Below are 15,464 nucleotides of genomic sequence, written 5' to 3'. Positions count from 1 at the left end.
CGGGATAATGAATGAAGTTTTTAAATAACCTGTCGATTGGCAAGAAGATTTTTACAGTGGTTATTGCTTTAACGATTGCACAGCTCTTTATTGCTGCGTTTGCAATTTTAAAGATGCGAGACATTGCCGAAGAGTTTTCGGTAATGAATGAGATGGTTATCCCGCTGGAACGACGTGTCGCGAAGACAAGCGAACTTCAGTATAAAAAATCGGCTGTTTTACAAGCACTCTTACTGGATGCGCGTTCCGGAGCACCAAGAAGTATCATCAAGTCACATTTTGCTGAGATAGAAGATATCACCGCTGAGAACCAACTTGTTTTGAGTGAAATTGTACAAATTCTGGAACAAGCCAATAGCACCGATCTGCAAGCTGATATGTTAGTTGATGTGACAAGCATGGCCGATAACACTGAAAAAGTTGTTCAGCAACAGCAGAATTATCAAACTTATGTCGATGCCGCCATCAAAATCATTAAACGCGGCGGCAGCATGTCCGGTGGTGGTTATTTGTCTGAAGAAGAACAGCGGGAACTCAAAAATATTGAAGCAGATTTATTCCTGACATTGGCAGCGATGCAGTTGAGTATTGATAATATCTCACAACGTGCTGTCAGCAATGTTGAACAGAAGCAGACAAGCGGTGTTTTCAACCTGATAGCAATTGCCGCTGTATCTTTAATTATCGGCGTGCTCATATCAAAGATTATCATTAATAACATTGTCCGCCCAATCAAGGACGTTATGAACACCCTCAGCGCAATGGCGCAGGATAACGATCTCACCAGACGAATGACCTTCACCAGCAAAGATGAAGTTGGTGCTATGGGCAGTGTATTTAATTCGTTTGTGGAAAAGCTTCAGGAGCTGGTTCTTGGAATCACTTCTGCATCAGAGCAGTTATCTACCGCCGCTGAAGAAACCTCGGTAGTCAGTGAAACAACCAATACCAATATTGCAAAACAGAAAAATGAAACAGTACAGGTTGCCACTGCCATTACTCAAATGACGGCAACGGTAGAAGAAGTGGCAGCGAATGCAGAGAAAGCATCAAATGCAGCCCACAAAGGTGAAACCGATTCAAATGTTGGAAGAAACGTTGTTGAGCAAATCATTACATCAATCAATGCGTTAGCTTCTGAGATCAATGATTCATCTGATGTGATTAGAAAGGTGAAAATGGATAGCGAAAACATCGGGCTTATTCTGGATGTCATCAAAAATATCGCCGAACAAACAAATCTTTTGGCACTGAATGCGGCTATAGAAGCGGCCAGAGCCGGGGATCAGGGGCGTGGTTTTGCGGTTGTGGCCGATGAAGTTCGTACACTTGCACAACGGACCCAACAATCTACACAAGAAATTGAATCACTTATTTCCACACTGCAGGCCGGCTCAGATAATGCGGTTCAATCCATGGAACAAAACCAATCCAGCATCACCCAGCTAGTTGCCAAAGGGACTGAAGCGACAGATTCTTTACAGGCGATCACGCAGTCAGTAAGAGCTATCACAGAAATGAACTTATCAATTACCACAGCGGCAGAAGAACAAAGTCAGGTGGTCAATGATATCAACAGGAATATCCAAACAATTCAATACGTGTCAGAAAGCACTGCAGAAGGTTCGGAACAAGTTTCCAAAGCCAGCCAGGAAATTGCCAAACTGAGTGAAGAACTTACAGCAATGGTCAGACAATTTAAAATTTCGTAACGTTAAGCTGTCTGGTTTTCAGTGTCATTCAGAATGGATTCTGTTGTTTGATGCAGCAACGCTATGGCGGTGGAAATTAACGGGTTTTCCTGATGGTTTGGATAAACAACATAAACAGGCAGCTTGAAACTCGGAGCAGCTTCTACAGAGTATAACTGTTTGTTCTGTATCAACTCAGTAACCAGCCGACGGGGAAAATAGCCTGAGCCTCCAGACTGAAGGATTCGTTGTAAACCCAGCCAACTGATTCCAACTGTCACACGAGGGCTACTCAGTTCCGGTAAGTTGACATTAAGTTGCGAACGGAATTCTGGTCCCCAGTCAACATGAACATAGTTCGCAGGATTCGGCGGATTTCCTGCAAGTTTTTCAGTGGTGACCAAAATAAGCTCTTCTTCCAGCAGTCTTTCCACCTGTAAGGTGGGTCTATGCTGGGGCGTGTACATAATACCGATATCCATACTGCCATCTACCAAGCTCTGCATCAATCCATCTTCAAAACCTGTGAGAGCCCGAATCTGACTTTGAGGTAGTTGAGTACTCAAGATATCTAGCCAATCAATTAACAGGCCCTGCCACAATCCAAAACGTCCACCAACAACCAGCGATCCGTTAAATGAAGGGGCAATACCCACTTCATACCTTGCATGTTCAAGTGTTTGGACGATATTGACCCCATACTGTAGAAAGCGTCTACCGCTCGCCGTCAGACTGGCACCCGATCTGTTGCGAACGAAAAGTTCACAGCCCATATATTCTTCCAGTGAACGTATTCTTCGACTCACGGCTGCTTGTGTCAGATGGAGACTCTTTGCTGCTGAAATAAAACTTCCAGTATCAACAATTTTCAGAAAAGTGCGGACAAACTCGGTATCCATAATCAACTCCATAAACATGTATAACAATTTGTCATATTATCGATGATAATTTTTAGTTTGTGTAATCTAAAGGGAAAAGCTTAAAGTAATGACATGATAAGTTGTGCGGGGAGAATCATCATGACAGAAAGTAATATCAGACAACCGGAATCAGTCGTTGATAAATACCTGCTCTTTGTTTTTAAAGGTGGGAATGGTCTTGGACAGATCCTATACCTGTGGGCTTTGGTGGGCTCATTATTAAGTGCACTGATACTTACCGTTTGCAGTTTCATCTACTCGAGCTGGTGGTTATTTTTACTGGTTTTGTTAGCTGTTTGCAGCTATGTCTATCTAGGAAGGCTGGGACGTGAACTGCTTGGCAGTATTTGGCCTCGTGATCGCTAGTCAGGCGAGAGAATGAGAAGTTGCGGAAAAGGGGGATTTATCGAGTTGATTTAGTTCAATAAAAATAACTGCCACGGCAGGCAAGAATCATCATTTCAGAATACACCTCATCATATAACGCAGTGAGACTTTATGACTGAACGAGCAAACCAGCATCAAACAGAATATAAAAGCAGATAAATTTTTGGACAGCTTATTGCTTGAACAAACCAGAGAACCAGAGGAAAATTGGACGCTTAACCCAAAACAAAAAATCTTTGAATTCAAAGCATTAAATATACAAAAAAATGATAACCAGTTTTGATTAAGACTGGTTTGGGTTTCATCTGATAGCGCTTATCCGCTAAAATCAAAAACACACTAATTTTCCAGGGAAGGAATATGAGTATTGCCACGGTTTACAGTCGTGCTTTGACCGGTATTTATGCTCAGGCAGTGACGGTTGAAGTGCATCTTTCCAATGGTCTGCCTAGTTTATCGATTGTCGGCATGGCGGAAACGGCGGTGAAGGAAAGCAAGGATCGCGTTCGTTCGGCATTGATAAACTCTCAGTTCACTTTTCCTCAGCAACGTATCACTATTAATCTGGCTCCGGCAGATTTGCCCAAAGAAGGCGGGCGTTTTGATTTACCGATAGCGTTGGGTATTCTGGCAGCTTCCAATCAAATACCCGTGCAATCATTAAGCAATATGGAGTTTATCGGTGAGCTGGGTCTGACGGGTGAATTACGTGCGGTTCGAGGTGTATTACCCACTGCGTTAGCCACATCTGAGGCTAACCGACAATTAATGGTGCCATTTGAGAATGCTGAAGAGGCGGCGCTTACTGAACAGGGTGAGAGTTTTGCTGCGAAGACCTTGTTGGAAGTCTGTGCACATTTGCATGACCAATTGCGGTTACCAGCCAATCTGAATCAACAGCAGCATAGTCAAAATAATTATGCTGACTTAGCCGATGTGCGTGGTCAGGCATCCGCCAGACGAGCTCTGGAAATTGCTGCAGCTGGATCACATAGCATTTTATTTGCCGGGCCACCCGGTACGGGCAAAACCATGTTGGCCAGTCGTTTGCCGGGAATTTTGCCACCAATGAGTGAGCAGGAAGCAATTGAAACGGCGACCATTCATTCAATTTCATCAGCGGGATTTCAAGTTGAAAACTGGATGCAGCGACCTTTTCGAGCGCCACATCATACGGCTTCGGCGGTGGCTTTGGTTGGTGGTGGCAGTCAGCCTAAACCGGGTGAAATTTCTTTAGCAAACAACGGCGTCTTATTTCTTGATGAATTGCCTGAATATGACCGTAAAGTATTAGAAGTTTTACGCGAGCCAATTGAATCCGGAAAAATAACTATTTCCCGTGCTGCCAATCAAGCAGATTTTCCGTCTAAATTTCAATTAGTTGCCGCAATGAATCCCTGTCCGTGTGGTTATCTGGGGCAGGCAAGATGCCATTGCACAGAAGAGCAAGTCAGACGCTACCGTGGTAAGATCTCCGGCCCGTTATTGGATCGCATTGATATGTTAATGGAGGTACCGGCAGTGGATAAAAAACTGTTGCGACCTCAGCCTGATGATGTGCCGCCTGAGTCCAGTGAAGTGGTTCGTCAGCGGGTGATTCAGGCACGGCAGATTCAACTTGATCGTGCCAACAAAGCCAATGCGTCCCTGCAACATAAAGAACTAGAGGTTTTTTGCACCTTGTCAGATCAGGATTTTCAATTAGTAGAAAAAGCTATCAGCCGTTTTGGTCTGTCGGCGCGTGCTTATCATCGTATTTTAAAAGTGGCCCGCACCATTGCTGATTTGGTCGGTTCATCTGACATTCAAACAGTCCATTTAACAGAAGCCATCGGCTATCGACGCCTCGACACAGCGAATTAATATTTAGTGAAAGATCTCAATCCGGAACAGCGGGAAGCTGTGCGTTACATCGATGGACCGTTGTTAGTGTTAGCTGGTGCCGGCAGTGGCAAGACGCGGGTTATTACCCGTAAGATTGCCTATCTGATCGAGCAATGCGGTATGAAAGCCAGCAATATCGCTGCCGTAACCTTTACCAATAAAGCTGCTCGTGAGATGAAGGAGCGGGTTGCTGATTTGATGTCTACCCGACAAGCTTCAGCGCGTGGTTTGATGGTCTCCACATTCCATACGCTTGGTTTGAACATCCTGCGTCGTGATGGCAAATCGCTAGGCTATCGTCCTGGTTTTTCCATTTTTGATGCCCAGGATTCTTTGGCGGTTTTTCGGGATCTGATGGGCCGTGATTTTGCGGCTGACAGCGATCATGCTCAGGAAGTACAAAACCTGATTTCAAACTGGAAAAACCAGCTAATTTTGCCCGAACAAGCTGCCCAGATTGCCGATGGTGCTCAAGAGGAATTTGCTGCCAGGGTTTATCCACGTTACGTGCAGGCATTGCAGGCCTATAACGCTGTGGATTTTGACGATTTGATTTTAAAGCCAGTGATTCTGTTTCGCGAACATCGAGATGTTTTGCAGAAATGGCAGGCGAAAATACATTATCTGCTGGTGGATGAATACCAGGATACCAACGGCTGTCAGTACGAGTTGGTTAAACAATTGGTTGGCATTCGTGAAAAGCTCACCGTGGTAGGGGATGATGATCAATCGGTTTATTCCTGGCGTGGCGCACGCCCTGAAAATCTGGTGCAGCTGCAAACGGACTTTCCGCGATTAAATCTGATTAAACTGGAACAGAACTATCGTTCCATGGGCCGTATCCTGCGTGTTGCCAATAAACTTATCAGTCATAACCCCCACGTGTTTGAAAAGCGATTATGGAGCGCTATGGGTGAGGGCGATGCCATTCGGATCATTGGCTGTCGTGATGACGAGCATGAATCGGAAAAAGTCATTTCCGAGCTGCTGTATCACAAGCTCAAACACCAGGCGAGTTTCAAGGACTATGCGATTTTGTATCGCAGTAATCATCAATCCCGTTCGCTGGAAAAAGTATTACGTGAACATAACGTGCCGTATTTTCTGACCGGAGGAACCTCGTTTTTCTCACGGGTCGAAGTTAAAGACATCATGGCCTATCTGCGCCTACTGGCCAATCAGGATGATGATAATGCGTTTCTGCGAGTCATTAACACCCCACGTCGAGGTATCGGTTCATCCACCTTACAGGCGCTTGGAGAATACGCTGCCAAACGCAACACCAGCATGTTTGGCGCCTGTTTTGAAATGGGACTGGCGGAAAGCCTGCCAGCTAAATCAGTGCAGAATCTGGAAGTCTTTACCCGCTGGCTGATTGATATTGCCGATCGTGCTGCCCGAGGCAATCTGCTGGACGCTATCAAGGATATGATCGAAGAAATCAATTATCGCGGCTGGCTGGAGGAGGTCAGTGGTGATCCCAATAAAGCCAATCGTCGTATGGAAAATGTCGATGAACTGGTCAGCTGGATCGAACGAATGATTGATCAGGACACCGAAGAAAAATCGATTGGTGATATTGCTGCCCGTTTAACGCTGATGGATATCATGGACCGGCAGGCTGATGAAAATCAGGCTGATGCGGTGCATCTGATGACATTACATGCCGCTAAAGGACTGGAATTCCCACATGTCTTCATTGTCGGTATGGAAGAAGAAATTCTGCCACATCGAACCAGTATTGAAGAGGATTCCATCGAAGAAGAACGGCGTCTGGCGTATGTTGGTATCACTCGGGCACAACGTAGTCTGGTGATGACGCTGGCCAATACCCGTAAACGTTATGGTGAAAAGGTGGACTGTGAAGAAAGTCGTTTTCTTCGCGAGTTACCGCCGGAAGATCTGATCTGGATGACCGAAAAAACTCAGGTAGATCCTGAAGAGCGAAAAGAGCGTGGTAAAGCGCATTTATCCAATATTCGCGATATGCTTAAGTAACTTATTAATAGAATGACCAATTAGTGGTGGCTAAGGAAAAAATATGAAAACAAAACTACTTATGTTGGCGATGTTGGTTCCCGGTATGGCAAATGCTCAAGTAATGCTGGAACAGAATCAGGCCGAAAGCGGAAGCTATTACAAAGGTGTTTTGACCGTTACGCAAGGTTGTGATGGTTCGACTACCACAGCAATAACGGTAGATATTCCTGAAGGGCTGCAATTTGCTCAGCCCATGCCCAAAGCAGGCTGGCAAGTAGAAATCGTGAAGAAACCGGTTGAACGCCCTTTCTTTCGCGATGGCATCGAGATAACAGAAGCCGTACGCCAGATCACATGGTCTGGTAATTCTTTGCATGATATTCATTTTGATGAATTTGTCTTCCGGGGACGTGTTGGTGTAGGTGCTACCAGTGTGTTGTATTTCCCGGTTACCCAAAAATGTGAAACAGGCGAATTGCATTGGGACCAGATTGCTGAAGAAGAGCCAGTTAAAAACACCATGCCCAAAGAAACCGGCCCCAAAGCGGTGAAGGATCTGATGGAAGATTTAGATGAGCTGGCTGAAGATCAAGCTGATCAGCAAAAAGCACATCAGCATCAACATGGGCAGGATACTGAAGATGCCGAACATGCTGGCGAGCATAGCCAACCCAAAGCGCATCAGCATAAACATCAACACGGCCAGTCAAAAGATGAGGATGAGGCCAAACACATAGGCAATCACGGTGAACCGAAAGCCCACCAACATCAGCATGGTCAACAGATGGAGATGATGAAAGAGGATGATGAGATGGATCATTCTGCTCACGCAGGCCATGGACAATCAACGCTGCAATATCCGGCACCGTTTGTGAAAGTTGTGGATGGTACGGGTGAACATCACCACCATTAATTCTATCTAGCTGAATAAAAATGGCCCAGTTTTTAACTCAAACTGGGCCATTTTTTTATGTATTCCTGCTTGTTTTAGAGCTTATGGAGGAGTAGGTGGCTGAGGCATAGGCGGTGCTTTTTCGGCCTCTTTCTGTTTATCATCATCCGGGTCATCTGCCGGTTGATAGGTTCCTTTTGAAGGGTTTGGAACCTGAGGCGATTTTTCAGCTTCTTTGTCGTCATATTCAGACTTTTTAGAAGCGGCGATAATAGTGAAGATACTCACTGAGCTTGCTTTATGGATTTGTTGTAGTGTCATATGTGATTTCCTTAAAGTGTTTAAAGAAGATGTCTTGCAGCAATGACAAGACTGGAATGACTAACTCGATAATTCGCAGGGTTTAACCATTCAATGTGACTAACAATATCTCAAGGTGAAAAATGAATTCGCCTAGCGAATAACCTGCTTAGAGATTTACTGAATTGAAATGCTTTAGTGTTTTCTACAGTAACTTATATAAACAAAAATACAACAACATGGGTTAAGTTGCTCCTGAATTATGTTCAGTGAATTCTGCCCGGTATTTTGGCCAACCTGGATTTGAATTAATACTAACTTTCTGATTTTTAAATAAACGGGGCATTTTTGCCCGGGATGTAATAACGCATTAAATTATAGAAATTAACCACAGGTCGAAGGTTGGGTTGAATGCAATGAAACCCAACAAATTGTAAACGACCTATAAAAATCATAGACTTTGAGCATCCGGTTTTCCCCTGTTAGACTCATTGGTGAAGGGGAATAACATGACAAATAGTTGTCTCTAGGCTTATCAAATTTTGCAACGTTCAGACCAATCTCTATCAATTGGCAGAACCTATAATCCCCTTGAATACTCAACGCAGCTTCTGTCATGTTCGGGTTCCATTATTTAATTACAAAGGGCTAACCTTTGAAGGAGCCAGTTATGAAATCGAATATTTTCACACTATTACTACTCGGTATGATGCTTATCTCATCAGGTTCGTTGGCGGGTGATCGCTATCGTGGTGATGGTCATATGATGATGACACCGGATCAACTGAATTGGGGGCCAGTCGCATCCATGGGTGAGGGGGCTGAGATCGCTTTTATTGAGGGTGATATTTCGGCTGAAGAGCCATTCAATTTTCGCCTTAGATTACAGGATGGCTATGAAATTCTGCCTCATAAACATCCTGCCTATGAACGGGTAACCGTGCTGGAAGGTACATTGCATTTTGCCCATGGTAAAACCTTCAACAAAGATGCCACCCAACGTCTGCCTGTCGGCAGCGTGGCGATCATGCCTTCCGGTGACCCCATGTTTGGCTATGCAGAAGGACAGACCATCATTCAGCTGCATGGAACGGGCCCATGGGGTATTGAATATATTAATCCTGATGACGATCCGCGTAACTGAATAACACTACAACGTTGAGGTTTAAAACCTTCTTGTTGAATAAAATGGCTCAGTTTTTTAATTACAACTGAGCCATTTTTTTGTCCGGGATTTGATTACTTATGAGCTTTTGAAAATTAACCACAGAGAGCACAGAGAAAATAAGATCTACTACCTATGTCAATCCTCAACATGAAAGACATCTCTATATTCCAGTTATTACCGAACCTTTTAAATTAGGCGATCAATGCTGGGTGCTCTTTCAGCATAAAGGCAGTCCTGGGATAGGTTGCGTCTCTGGTAAGATTGGGAAAGCATGGGTCATCAAAGATTTGACCCATATCAATTGTTAGTAAGTCCAACCCCAGTAAACTTGTTTTCTAGATAAAACAATATTTGCCAGACAAGGATCACACGCATATGAAACTTCGCTTTCTCGGTGGTACCAGCACAGTAACCGGTTCCCGCTATCTGCTTTCTGATGATAACCATCGATTGCTGGTGGATTGTGGTTTGTATCAAGGGGTGAAAACTCTGCGGCGGCGAAACTGGGCACCGTTTCCGGTAGATCCTTCAACTATCAATGCCGTGGTACTGACTCATGCTCATATCGATCATTCCGGCTATCTGCCAGCGCTGGTAAAAAATGGTTTCAAAGGCAAAATATACTGCACTAAGGCAACCCATCAGCTGTGTAATGTGTTGTTGCCCGATGCCGGTTATCTGCAGGAAGAAGATGCCAAGTATGCTTTTCGCAAGAAGTTCTCTAAACACGAGAGTCCGGAACCACTATTTACCGAAAAAGATGCCCGAGAAGCGTTAAAACACTTCGAATCCCTGCACTACCACGAGACATTCGAGCCGGTAAAAGGCTTTGAAGTCAGCTTCACACCAGCGGGACATATTCTGGGCTCATCCTGTGTTCATGTTCATCACAAAGGTTCAGACCGAACGGTAGTATTTACGGGTGATGTAGGTCGACAAAACGACATTATCATGCGTCCGCCGGAACCGTTGCAGCACGCAGACGTATTGGTATGCGAATCGACCTACGGCGACCGACTCCATGGTGAATCAGATCCAGAAGCTGTACTTGCAGAAATCATTACCAAAACCGCAGGCCGAGGTGGTATCACGCTGATGCCAGCCTTTGCCGTTGGCCGTGCACAAATGCTGCTATATGTGGTACATAAACTTATGGGAGAAGGCAAAATCCCCGAAATGCCGGTCTACCTGAACAGCCCAATGGCAATCAAGGCTACCGAGGCATTCATCAAACACCATAAAGAACATAAGCTGGACCAAAGCCAGTGCGCGCTTATTGATAATCAAACTCAATACATTCGTACCGTAGAGGAAGCCATAGAACTGGACAGCATGCGTTACCCTTGTGTAATTGTATCGGCAAGCGGTATGGCCTCCGGTGGTCGGGTATTACATCATCTCAAAACCCTATTACCCAATCCACGTAACAGTATTGTCTTCGCCGGCTTCCAGGCTCCTGGTACTCGCGGTGATGCTTTGGTTAATGGTGCTCAATCGGTCAAAATCCATGGTGCATACTGGCCGGTAAAAGCCGAAATTCATAATATGGATTCCATGTCAGCCCACGGTGATTACAACGAAATCCTCACCTGGTTGGAGCAGGGCAACCTCAAACCCGATAAAGTTTACGTCACCCATGGCGAAGTCGTTGCCAGCGACACCATGCGTAAACACATCACTGAAAAATTCGGCTGGGATGCCGAAGTGCCAGAACTGTTTGAGGAAGTTGAAATCTGAAACAAGGCTATTAATCACATCTGGCCTAATAAACTGGCTCAGTTTTTAACTAAAACTGGGCCATTTTTTGTTAGTTATTTGATAAATCATCGGGTTTCAGAAATTAACCACAGAAATGTATGGACTCCCTCCCCCTTGTGGGGATAACGTCATAAGCGAGTTAGCAGCTTGCTTTTACACATAAGGAGTCCATACATGATTGAGTCTAATGTAATCGCGATAGACCTCGCAAAAAATGTTTTTCAGGTGTGCAAGTTGTCCCCCAGAGGACATGTCATTTGGAATAAACAAGTTAACCGCTCAAAGCTGATAGCGCTATTAGTCAATGAACCTGTCTCGCTGGTAGCGATGGAGTCCTGCGGTGGAACCCATTACTGGGCACGTTACGCCAAGACGTGCGGGCACAGCATTAAAGCGATGTCTGCACGACGGGTAAAAGCATTTTTGCAAGGCCATAAAACGGATGCCAACGATGCGATAGCGATTGGTCTGGCCGCCTTGCAACCAGCGGTCAAATCAAGCCGAACCATCACACTGGAAGAGCAATGTCAGCAAGGTATCACGATGATGCGGGATTTGGCGGTTCGGCAAAAGGTTGCCCTGGCCAAACAGTTACGCGACCAGTTACTAGAGCTAGGCCATCCGATTAATAAAGGCGATGCCGCGTTGCTACGATGTGTGCCTGAAATAGTAGAAGACGCCGAAAATGGATTACCTGATTTTTACCGTGAAGCGCTCTACCACCAATACCAGCAACTAAGGGACTTGCTCGCCCATGCTGAAGCTTTAGAACAACGTTTCAAAGAAGCGGTCAGGCAAGATCCGGTGTGCCGTCGTTTAAGCGCTTTAGAAGGCGTCGGTCCGGTTGGCGCCATGCTGTTGAAACTGGCACTGAGCCAGCCGGGACATTTTAACAATGCCCGACAGGCGGCAGCCTGCGTTGGCGTCACCCCAGTACAGCACAGTTCTGGAGGAAAGGGCTCTATTAGCAAGTTGGCGGGTGATAAAAAGCTGCGTAGCGTCCTATTTGAAGGGGCATTAGCAGTTATCCGAAGCTTGGACAAGCGGGAAGCGAAAACCATCAAAGAGCAATGGTTAAAGCAATTAATCCACCGGCGAGGTAAGAAGGTCACGGCGATAGCGTTGGCTAACAAGACAGTCAGAACGGCTTATGCCATGCTGAAAAAGAATACCGACTACCAGCCAGCTTTGTTGGTTGGATAGTCCAGGATATGTTGGTCAATTAAGACGTTAGTTAACGGGTAAGACCGACCTTCAAGAGACTGTTTTGTGTCAAGGCAAAAAATGCCGCCACAGAGATGAGTCATGAAGGGGCGAATACATCATAGGGCCGAGTTCGCTACTCAATCAGAGCCCGTATATAAGCTCGCATCTATTCTCGTTTAATTGTGTAATTTAATTGACAACATTGAGGGAGTCCATATAAGACACAGAGGGCATGGAGAATAAATTTGAATTGCTGTGTGACCGGTATTTGAGCAACCTGAAGTACACAATTTCATCTTCAATTATTAACTATTTTATGCAAATCAGGGGGTTGCGATATTTAAAAAAACGGTTTAAATTGAGAACAATCTCACACTTTGGTGGTCGATATGGATATTCAGTTCGCACCAACTAAAGCCTGTTCGGGCAAAAAACTAATCGTGAATCATTCACGATTAACTCCAATCATCAAAATCATTCAAAAAAATCTATTTAGATTCGATTTCGTAAAATTATCTGTGAATTTTCGATCAATTTATGATCCCTTCACGTTAATAATTAATATGAGGTCGCAGACCTCATCAACATACTGTTAGGTTCATCAACATACTGTTAGGTTCATCAGCAAATCGAGGGAGGTGACTTGACTATGGCTAAATGTCCGAAGTGCAACGGTTCAGGCAGCGTTCTTTCACATCTTAATCTCTATGACGCGAACAAGGTCGGCGCGGGAATGGGTATGCACCGATGCGATAGATGCGCTGGCCAAGGTGTTGTTCATGGCACATCAGGAGCTGGAGGCGGTCAGGAGCTCGGAAATGGACTCATGGCGGTTATCGCGGCGCTATTCCTGCATCCGGTATTTTCGTTTGTCGGATTCTGGCTCATCTGCTTCGGACTGTTGCTGTCCATTGCGCCCGTACTGGGCTTGTCCACAACGGGCCTGAATGATCTCCCGAATTGGTACGGCTTCTCGGCCATGGCCATCCCAATTGTGCTAGCCGTGTTATTAAGGAAGATAATCCCGACAATGATGAAATGGATATTCTATATCGCCTGTGTGGGGATAACGCTAGCGTTCGTAGGCGGGATAATCTGGGGAATTATTGAAAGAACGACATCAAGCTAAGCGCTTCGGAGGCGAATCTGAAACCTAACAAAAGAATGGAGCGGACAATCAAAAGTGTCACGCGCTTTGCTTACGCAAAGGGCGCGCCAATTTTGCTTGCCGGTCATTCTCGACGTTATGTTGCGAGGAGAATCTGGTTGAGGGAAATCAAGGGGTCAGCCAACTTGATATGAGAGCAACGTTATTTGGGAATATAAAAATGACTAAACATTCAATTTTCTCAATACCATTCGCCAAGGTTTATCCACTGTATATTCAAAAGGCTGAACGTAAAAAACGAACGAAAGCGGAAGTTGATCAAATCATTTGCTGGCTGACCGGTTATGACCAAGCAGGATTAAAACAGCAAATCGAATTGGAAAATGATTTTGAAACTTTTTTTGCTCAAGCCCCAGCGATTCATCCAAATAGCTCTTTAATCAAACCAAGAAAAAAGCAGAAAAAAGGGGACAGATTTATTTTCCATACATCCCTCAGGTTCTCTAAAATAAATCTGTCCCCTTTTTTCCTGATTCATTTCCTCGTTACTTAATATCCATTGTTATTTACCTGAAGACAAACTAAGGAAAAAAATGAATAAAATAGTAATTGCCGTAACATCAACTACTCTCGGTTTCATTGTCCTAGCACTTGTCATTTCATGGCTAAGTGATAACGAACAAGTGGGCAAATTGGCGCCATCTGTTATTGATTGTCAGATTTACGAAGCTGGCGAGGCTTGTAATGACCTTTTAGAGCTTGGAGTATCACCAGAGCCATCTAAGAGTAATAAGTCTTCCCAATTGGAGATCTCTGAAATAGCTGAAAGCCATGATCCAGAAGAAATGGAGAACCCGATTGATTTAACCTATCTGCACTCAGCTGAGAACAGCATCACTTTGCCAGAAACATTTACTCAAAGATGGTCCTACGCAAAGGTATCCCAAAAACAAAAAAACACCAAACAACTGCAATTTATAGCAACTAAATGTCTTATAGCAAGGCGAGAGAATAGCCGCGAATGTCTTGAGTTATTGGAATTAGGCATTGCTCCTAGATTGTATTTGAATAATCAAACGTATCTGGAAAAGATATTCAAAACAATCGCTAGTGCAACAGAAAAATCAGACCCCAGTTTATTAAAAGATCTGGATGTGTATACGCATGAATTTGCTTCAGAGAATGGCATATCATTGCCTGAAAGTTATACTTCTCGCTGGCCTAAACCATAATTAAGTCAAAACCATTTTTGGATGTGAAATGACAGGAATATCAAGAGGTCAGCAAACTTGATATGAGACCAACGTTATTTGGGGATAAAAATGGCTAAACATCCTATCTTCACCATGCCATTTTCAAAGGTCTATCCGCTTTATGTTCAAAAGGCTGAACGTAAAAATCGAACGAAAGTGGAAGTGGATCAAATCATTTTCTGGCTAACCGGTTATGACCAAGCAGGATTAAAACAGCAAATCGAATTGGAAAATGATTTTGAAACCTTCTTTGCTCAAGCCCCTGCTATTCATCCCAATAGTTCACTAATCAAAGGCGTGGTGTGTGGTGTTCGGGTTGAAGAGGTCGACGACCCATTGATGCAGAAAATTCGTTATCTGGACAAGTTGATTGATGAGCTGGCTAAAGGCAAGTCGATGGAGAAGATTCTTCGGCAATAATCTTTCAAAAGAAACATTTCACAGTTCAATATCTATGAAATCTCCCTATGAATACGGCATCAAACTTTTAAGAGTGGCTTGTGAATAATTTTATCGTATTTACCGGTGGCCCAGGGTCGGGCAAAACTTCTGTTATCAATCGCTTGAAAGCGCTTAATTATCAGTGTGCCACAGAAGTTGGCCGCAAAGTGATTCAGCGGCAAGTTGAGATACAAGGCACAGCGTTATATTGGGGGAAAAGGGGACGGGAAAAGGGGACAGATTTATTTTAGAGAACCTGAGGGATGTATGGAAAATAAATCTGCTCCCTTTTTTTCTTTTTTTTTGCCCTTTTTTGGAAGCGTGTCAAAACCGGAGAAATGCCCTTCCGTGCTACGAGGTACATATCTATCGGGCTTTTTTCGGTCGCTATTGCGGTTGCAATTCTATACCTGTCTAATCGTATATCAATATCATGGGTGACCTAAATTACTTGGTACTATTATTTCACCCCACAG

15 protein-coding genes are annotated in these 15,464 nt (G+C 44.4%); 13 read left to right on the top strand and 2 right to left on the bottom strand.

Going from position 1 to position 15,464, the window contains the following annotated elements:
• Positions 1-11: 11 nt before the first annotated feature.
• Positions 12-1,712, top strand: coding sequence for a methyl-accepting chemotaxis protein (locus tag Q7A_RS11875; RefSeq protein WP_014707848.1), 1,701 nt, complete (start codon positions 12-14; stop codon positions 1,710-1,712).
• A 2-nt stretch (positions 1,713-1,714) separates the two neighbouring features.
• Here the strand turns inward: Q7A_RS11875 and Q7A_RS11870 are convergent, their stop codons facing one another.
• Complete coding sequence (locus Q7A_RS11870) at positions 1,715-2,590, bottom strand: LysR family transcriptional regulator (RefSeq protein WP_014707847.1); 876 nt, start codon at positions 2,588-2,590, stop codon at positions 1,715-1,717.
• 120 nt (positions 2,591-2,710) lie between these two features.
• Here Q7A_RS11870 and Q7A_RS11865 point away from each other — a divergent pair, with 120 nt between their 5' ends.
• The 4 genes from Q7A_RS11865 to Q7A_RS11850 all read left to right on the top strand — a co-directional run bounded on the left by Q7A_RS11865 (position 2,711) and on the right by Q7A_RS11850 (position 7,775).
• Positions 2,711-2,977 (top strand): hypothetical protein, encoded by a 267-nt coding sequence (locus tag Q7A_RS11865; RefSeq protein WP_014707846.1) that lies wholly within the window; start codon positions 2,711-2,713, stop codon positions 2,975-2,977.
• Positions 2,978-3,358: 381 nt separating this feature from the next.
• On the top strand, positions 3,359-4,861 hold the full coding sequence (locus Q7A_RS11860; RefSeq protein WP_014707844.1) for a YifB family Mg chelatase-like AAA ATPase: 1,503 nt from the start codon (positions 3,359-3,361) through the stop codon (positions 4,859-4,861).
• Positions 4,862-4,867: 6 nt separating this feature from the next.
• The gene (rep, locus tag Q7A_RS11855) at positions 4,868-6,880 is read left to right on the top strand and encodes a DNA helicase Rep (protein WP_014707843.1); all 2,013 of its coding nucleotides are present in this window, start codon (positions 4,868-4,870) and stop codon (positions 6,878-6,880) included.
• A 43-nt stretch (positions 6,881-6,923) separates the two neighbouring features.
• The gene (locus Q7A_RS11850) at positions 6,924-7,775 is read left to right on the top strand and encodes a YcnI family copper-binding membrane protein (protein ID WP_014707842.1); all 852 of its coding nucleotides are present in this window, start codon (positions 6,924-6,926) and stop codon (positions 7,773-7,775) included.
• Positions 7,776-7,856: 81 nt separating this feature from the next.
• On the opposite strand, the gene Q7A_RS11845 is transcribed toward Q7A_RS11850, so the two are convergent.
• Complete coding sequence (locus Q7A_RS11845; RefSeq protein ID WP_014707841.1) at positions 7,857-8,075, bottom strand: hypothetical protein; 219 nt, start codon at positions 8,073-8,075, stop codon at positions 7,857-7,859.
• Between the two features lie 649 nt (positions 8,076-8,724).
• Here Q7A_RS11845 and Q7A_RS11840 point away from each other — a divergent pair.
• The 8 genes from Q7A_RS11840 to Q7A_RS11805 all read left to right on the top strand — a co-directional run bounded on the left by Q7A_RS11840 (position 8,725) and on the right by Q7A_RS11805 (position 15,239).
• Positions 8,725-9,198 (top strand): cupin domain-containing protein, encoded by a 474-nt coding sequence (locus Q7A_RS11840; RefSeq protein ID WP_014707839.1) that lies wholly within the window; start codon positions 8,725-8,727, stop codon positions 9,196-9,198.
• A 399-nt stretch (positions 9,199-9,597) separates the two neighbouring features.
• Complete coding sequence (locus Q7A_RS11835; RefSeq protein WP_014707838.1) at positions 9,598-10,959, top strand: MBL fold metallo-hydrolase RNA specificity domain-containing protein; 1,362 nt, start codon at positions 9,598-9,600, stop codon at positions 10,957-10,959.
• Between the two features lie 195 nt (positions 10,960-11,154).
• Positions 11,155-12,183, top strand: coding sequence for an IS110 family RNA-guided transposase (locus tag Q7A_RS11830; RefSeq protein ID WP_041354658.1), 1,029 nt, complete (start codon positions 11,155-11,157; stop codon positions 12,181-12,183).
• A gap of 652 nt (positions 12,184-12,835) precedes the next feature.
• Entirely contained in the window at positions 12,836-13,315 is a 480-nt protein-coding gene (locus tag Q7A_RS11825; protein WP_041354656.1) for a hypothetical protein, read from the top strand.
• A gap of 199 nt (positions 13,316-13,514) precedes the next feature.
• Positions 13,515-13,847: a DUF2200 family protein gene (locus Q7A_RS11820; protein WP_014707836.1), complete on the top strand. Its 333-nt coding sequence runs from the start codon at positions 13,515-13,517 to the stop codon at positions 13,845-13,847.
• A gap of 40 nt (positions 13,848-13,887) precedes the next feature.
• Positions 13,888-14,526, top strand: coding sequence for a hypothetical protein (locus tag Q7A_RS11815; protein WP_089418540.1), 639 nt, complete (start codon positions 13,888-13,890; stop codon positions 14,524-14,526).
• Positions 14,527-14,616: 90 nt separating this feature from the next.
• Positions 14,617-14,967 carry a DUF2200 domain-containing protein gene (locus tag Q7A_RS11810; protein ID WP_014707834.1) on the top strand — a complete coding sequence of 117 codons (351 nt, stop codon included), beginning with the start codon at positions 14,617-14,619 and terminating at the stop codon, positions 14,965-14,967.
• A gap of 80 nt (positions 14,968-15,047) precedes the next feature.
• Positions 15,048-15,239: an AAA family ATPase gene (locus Q7A_RS11805; protein WP_014707833.1), complete on the top strand. Its 192-nt coding sequence runs from the start codon at positions 15,048-15,050 to the stop codon at positions 15,237-15,239.
• Positions 15,240-15,464 lie beyond the last annotated feature (225 nt).

The sequence above is a fragment of the Methylophaga nitratireducenticrescens genome (assembly GCF_000260985.4).
In the GTDB taxonomy this organism is placed as follows: domain Bacteria; phylum Pseudomonadota; class Gammaproteobacteria; order Nitrosococcales; family Methylophagaceae; genus Methylophaga; species Methylophaga nitratireducenticrescens.
Note: the sequence above shows the minus strand (reverse complement) of the source record. Positions and strands in the feature narration are given on the sequence as shown.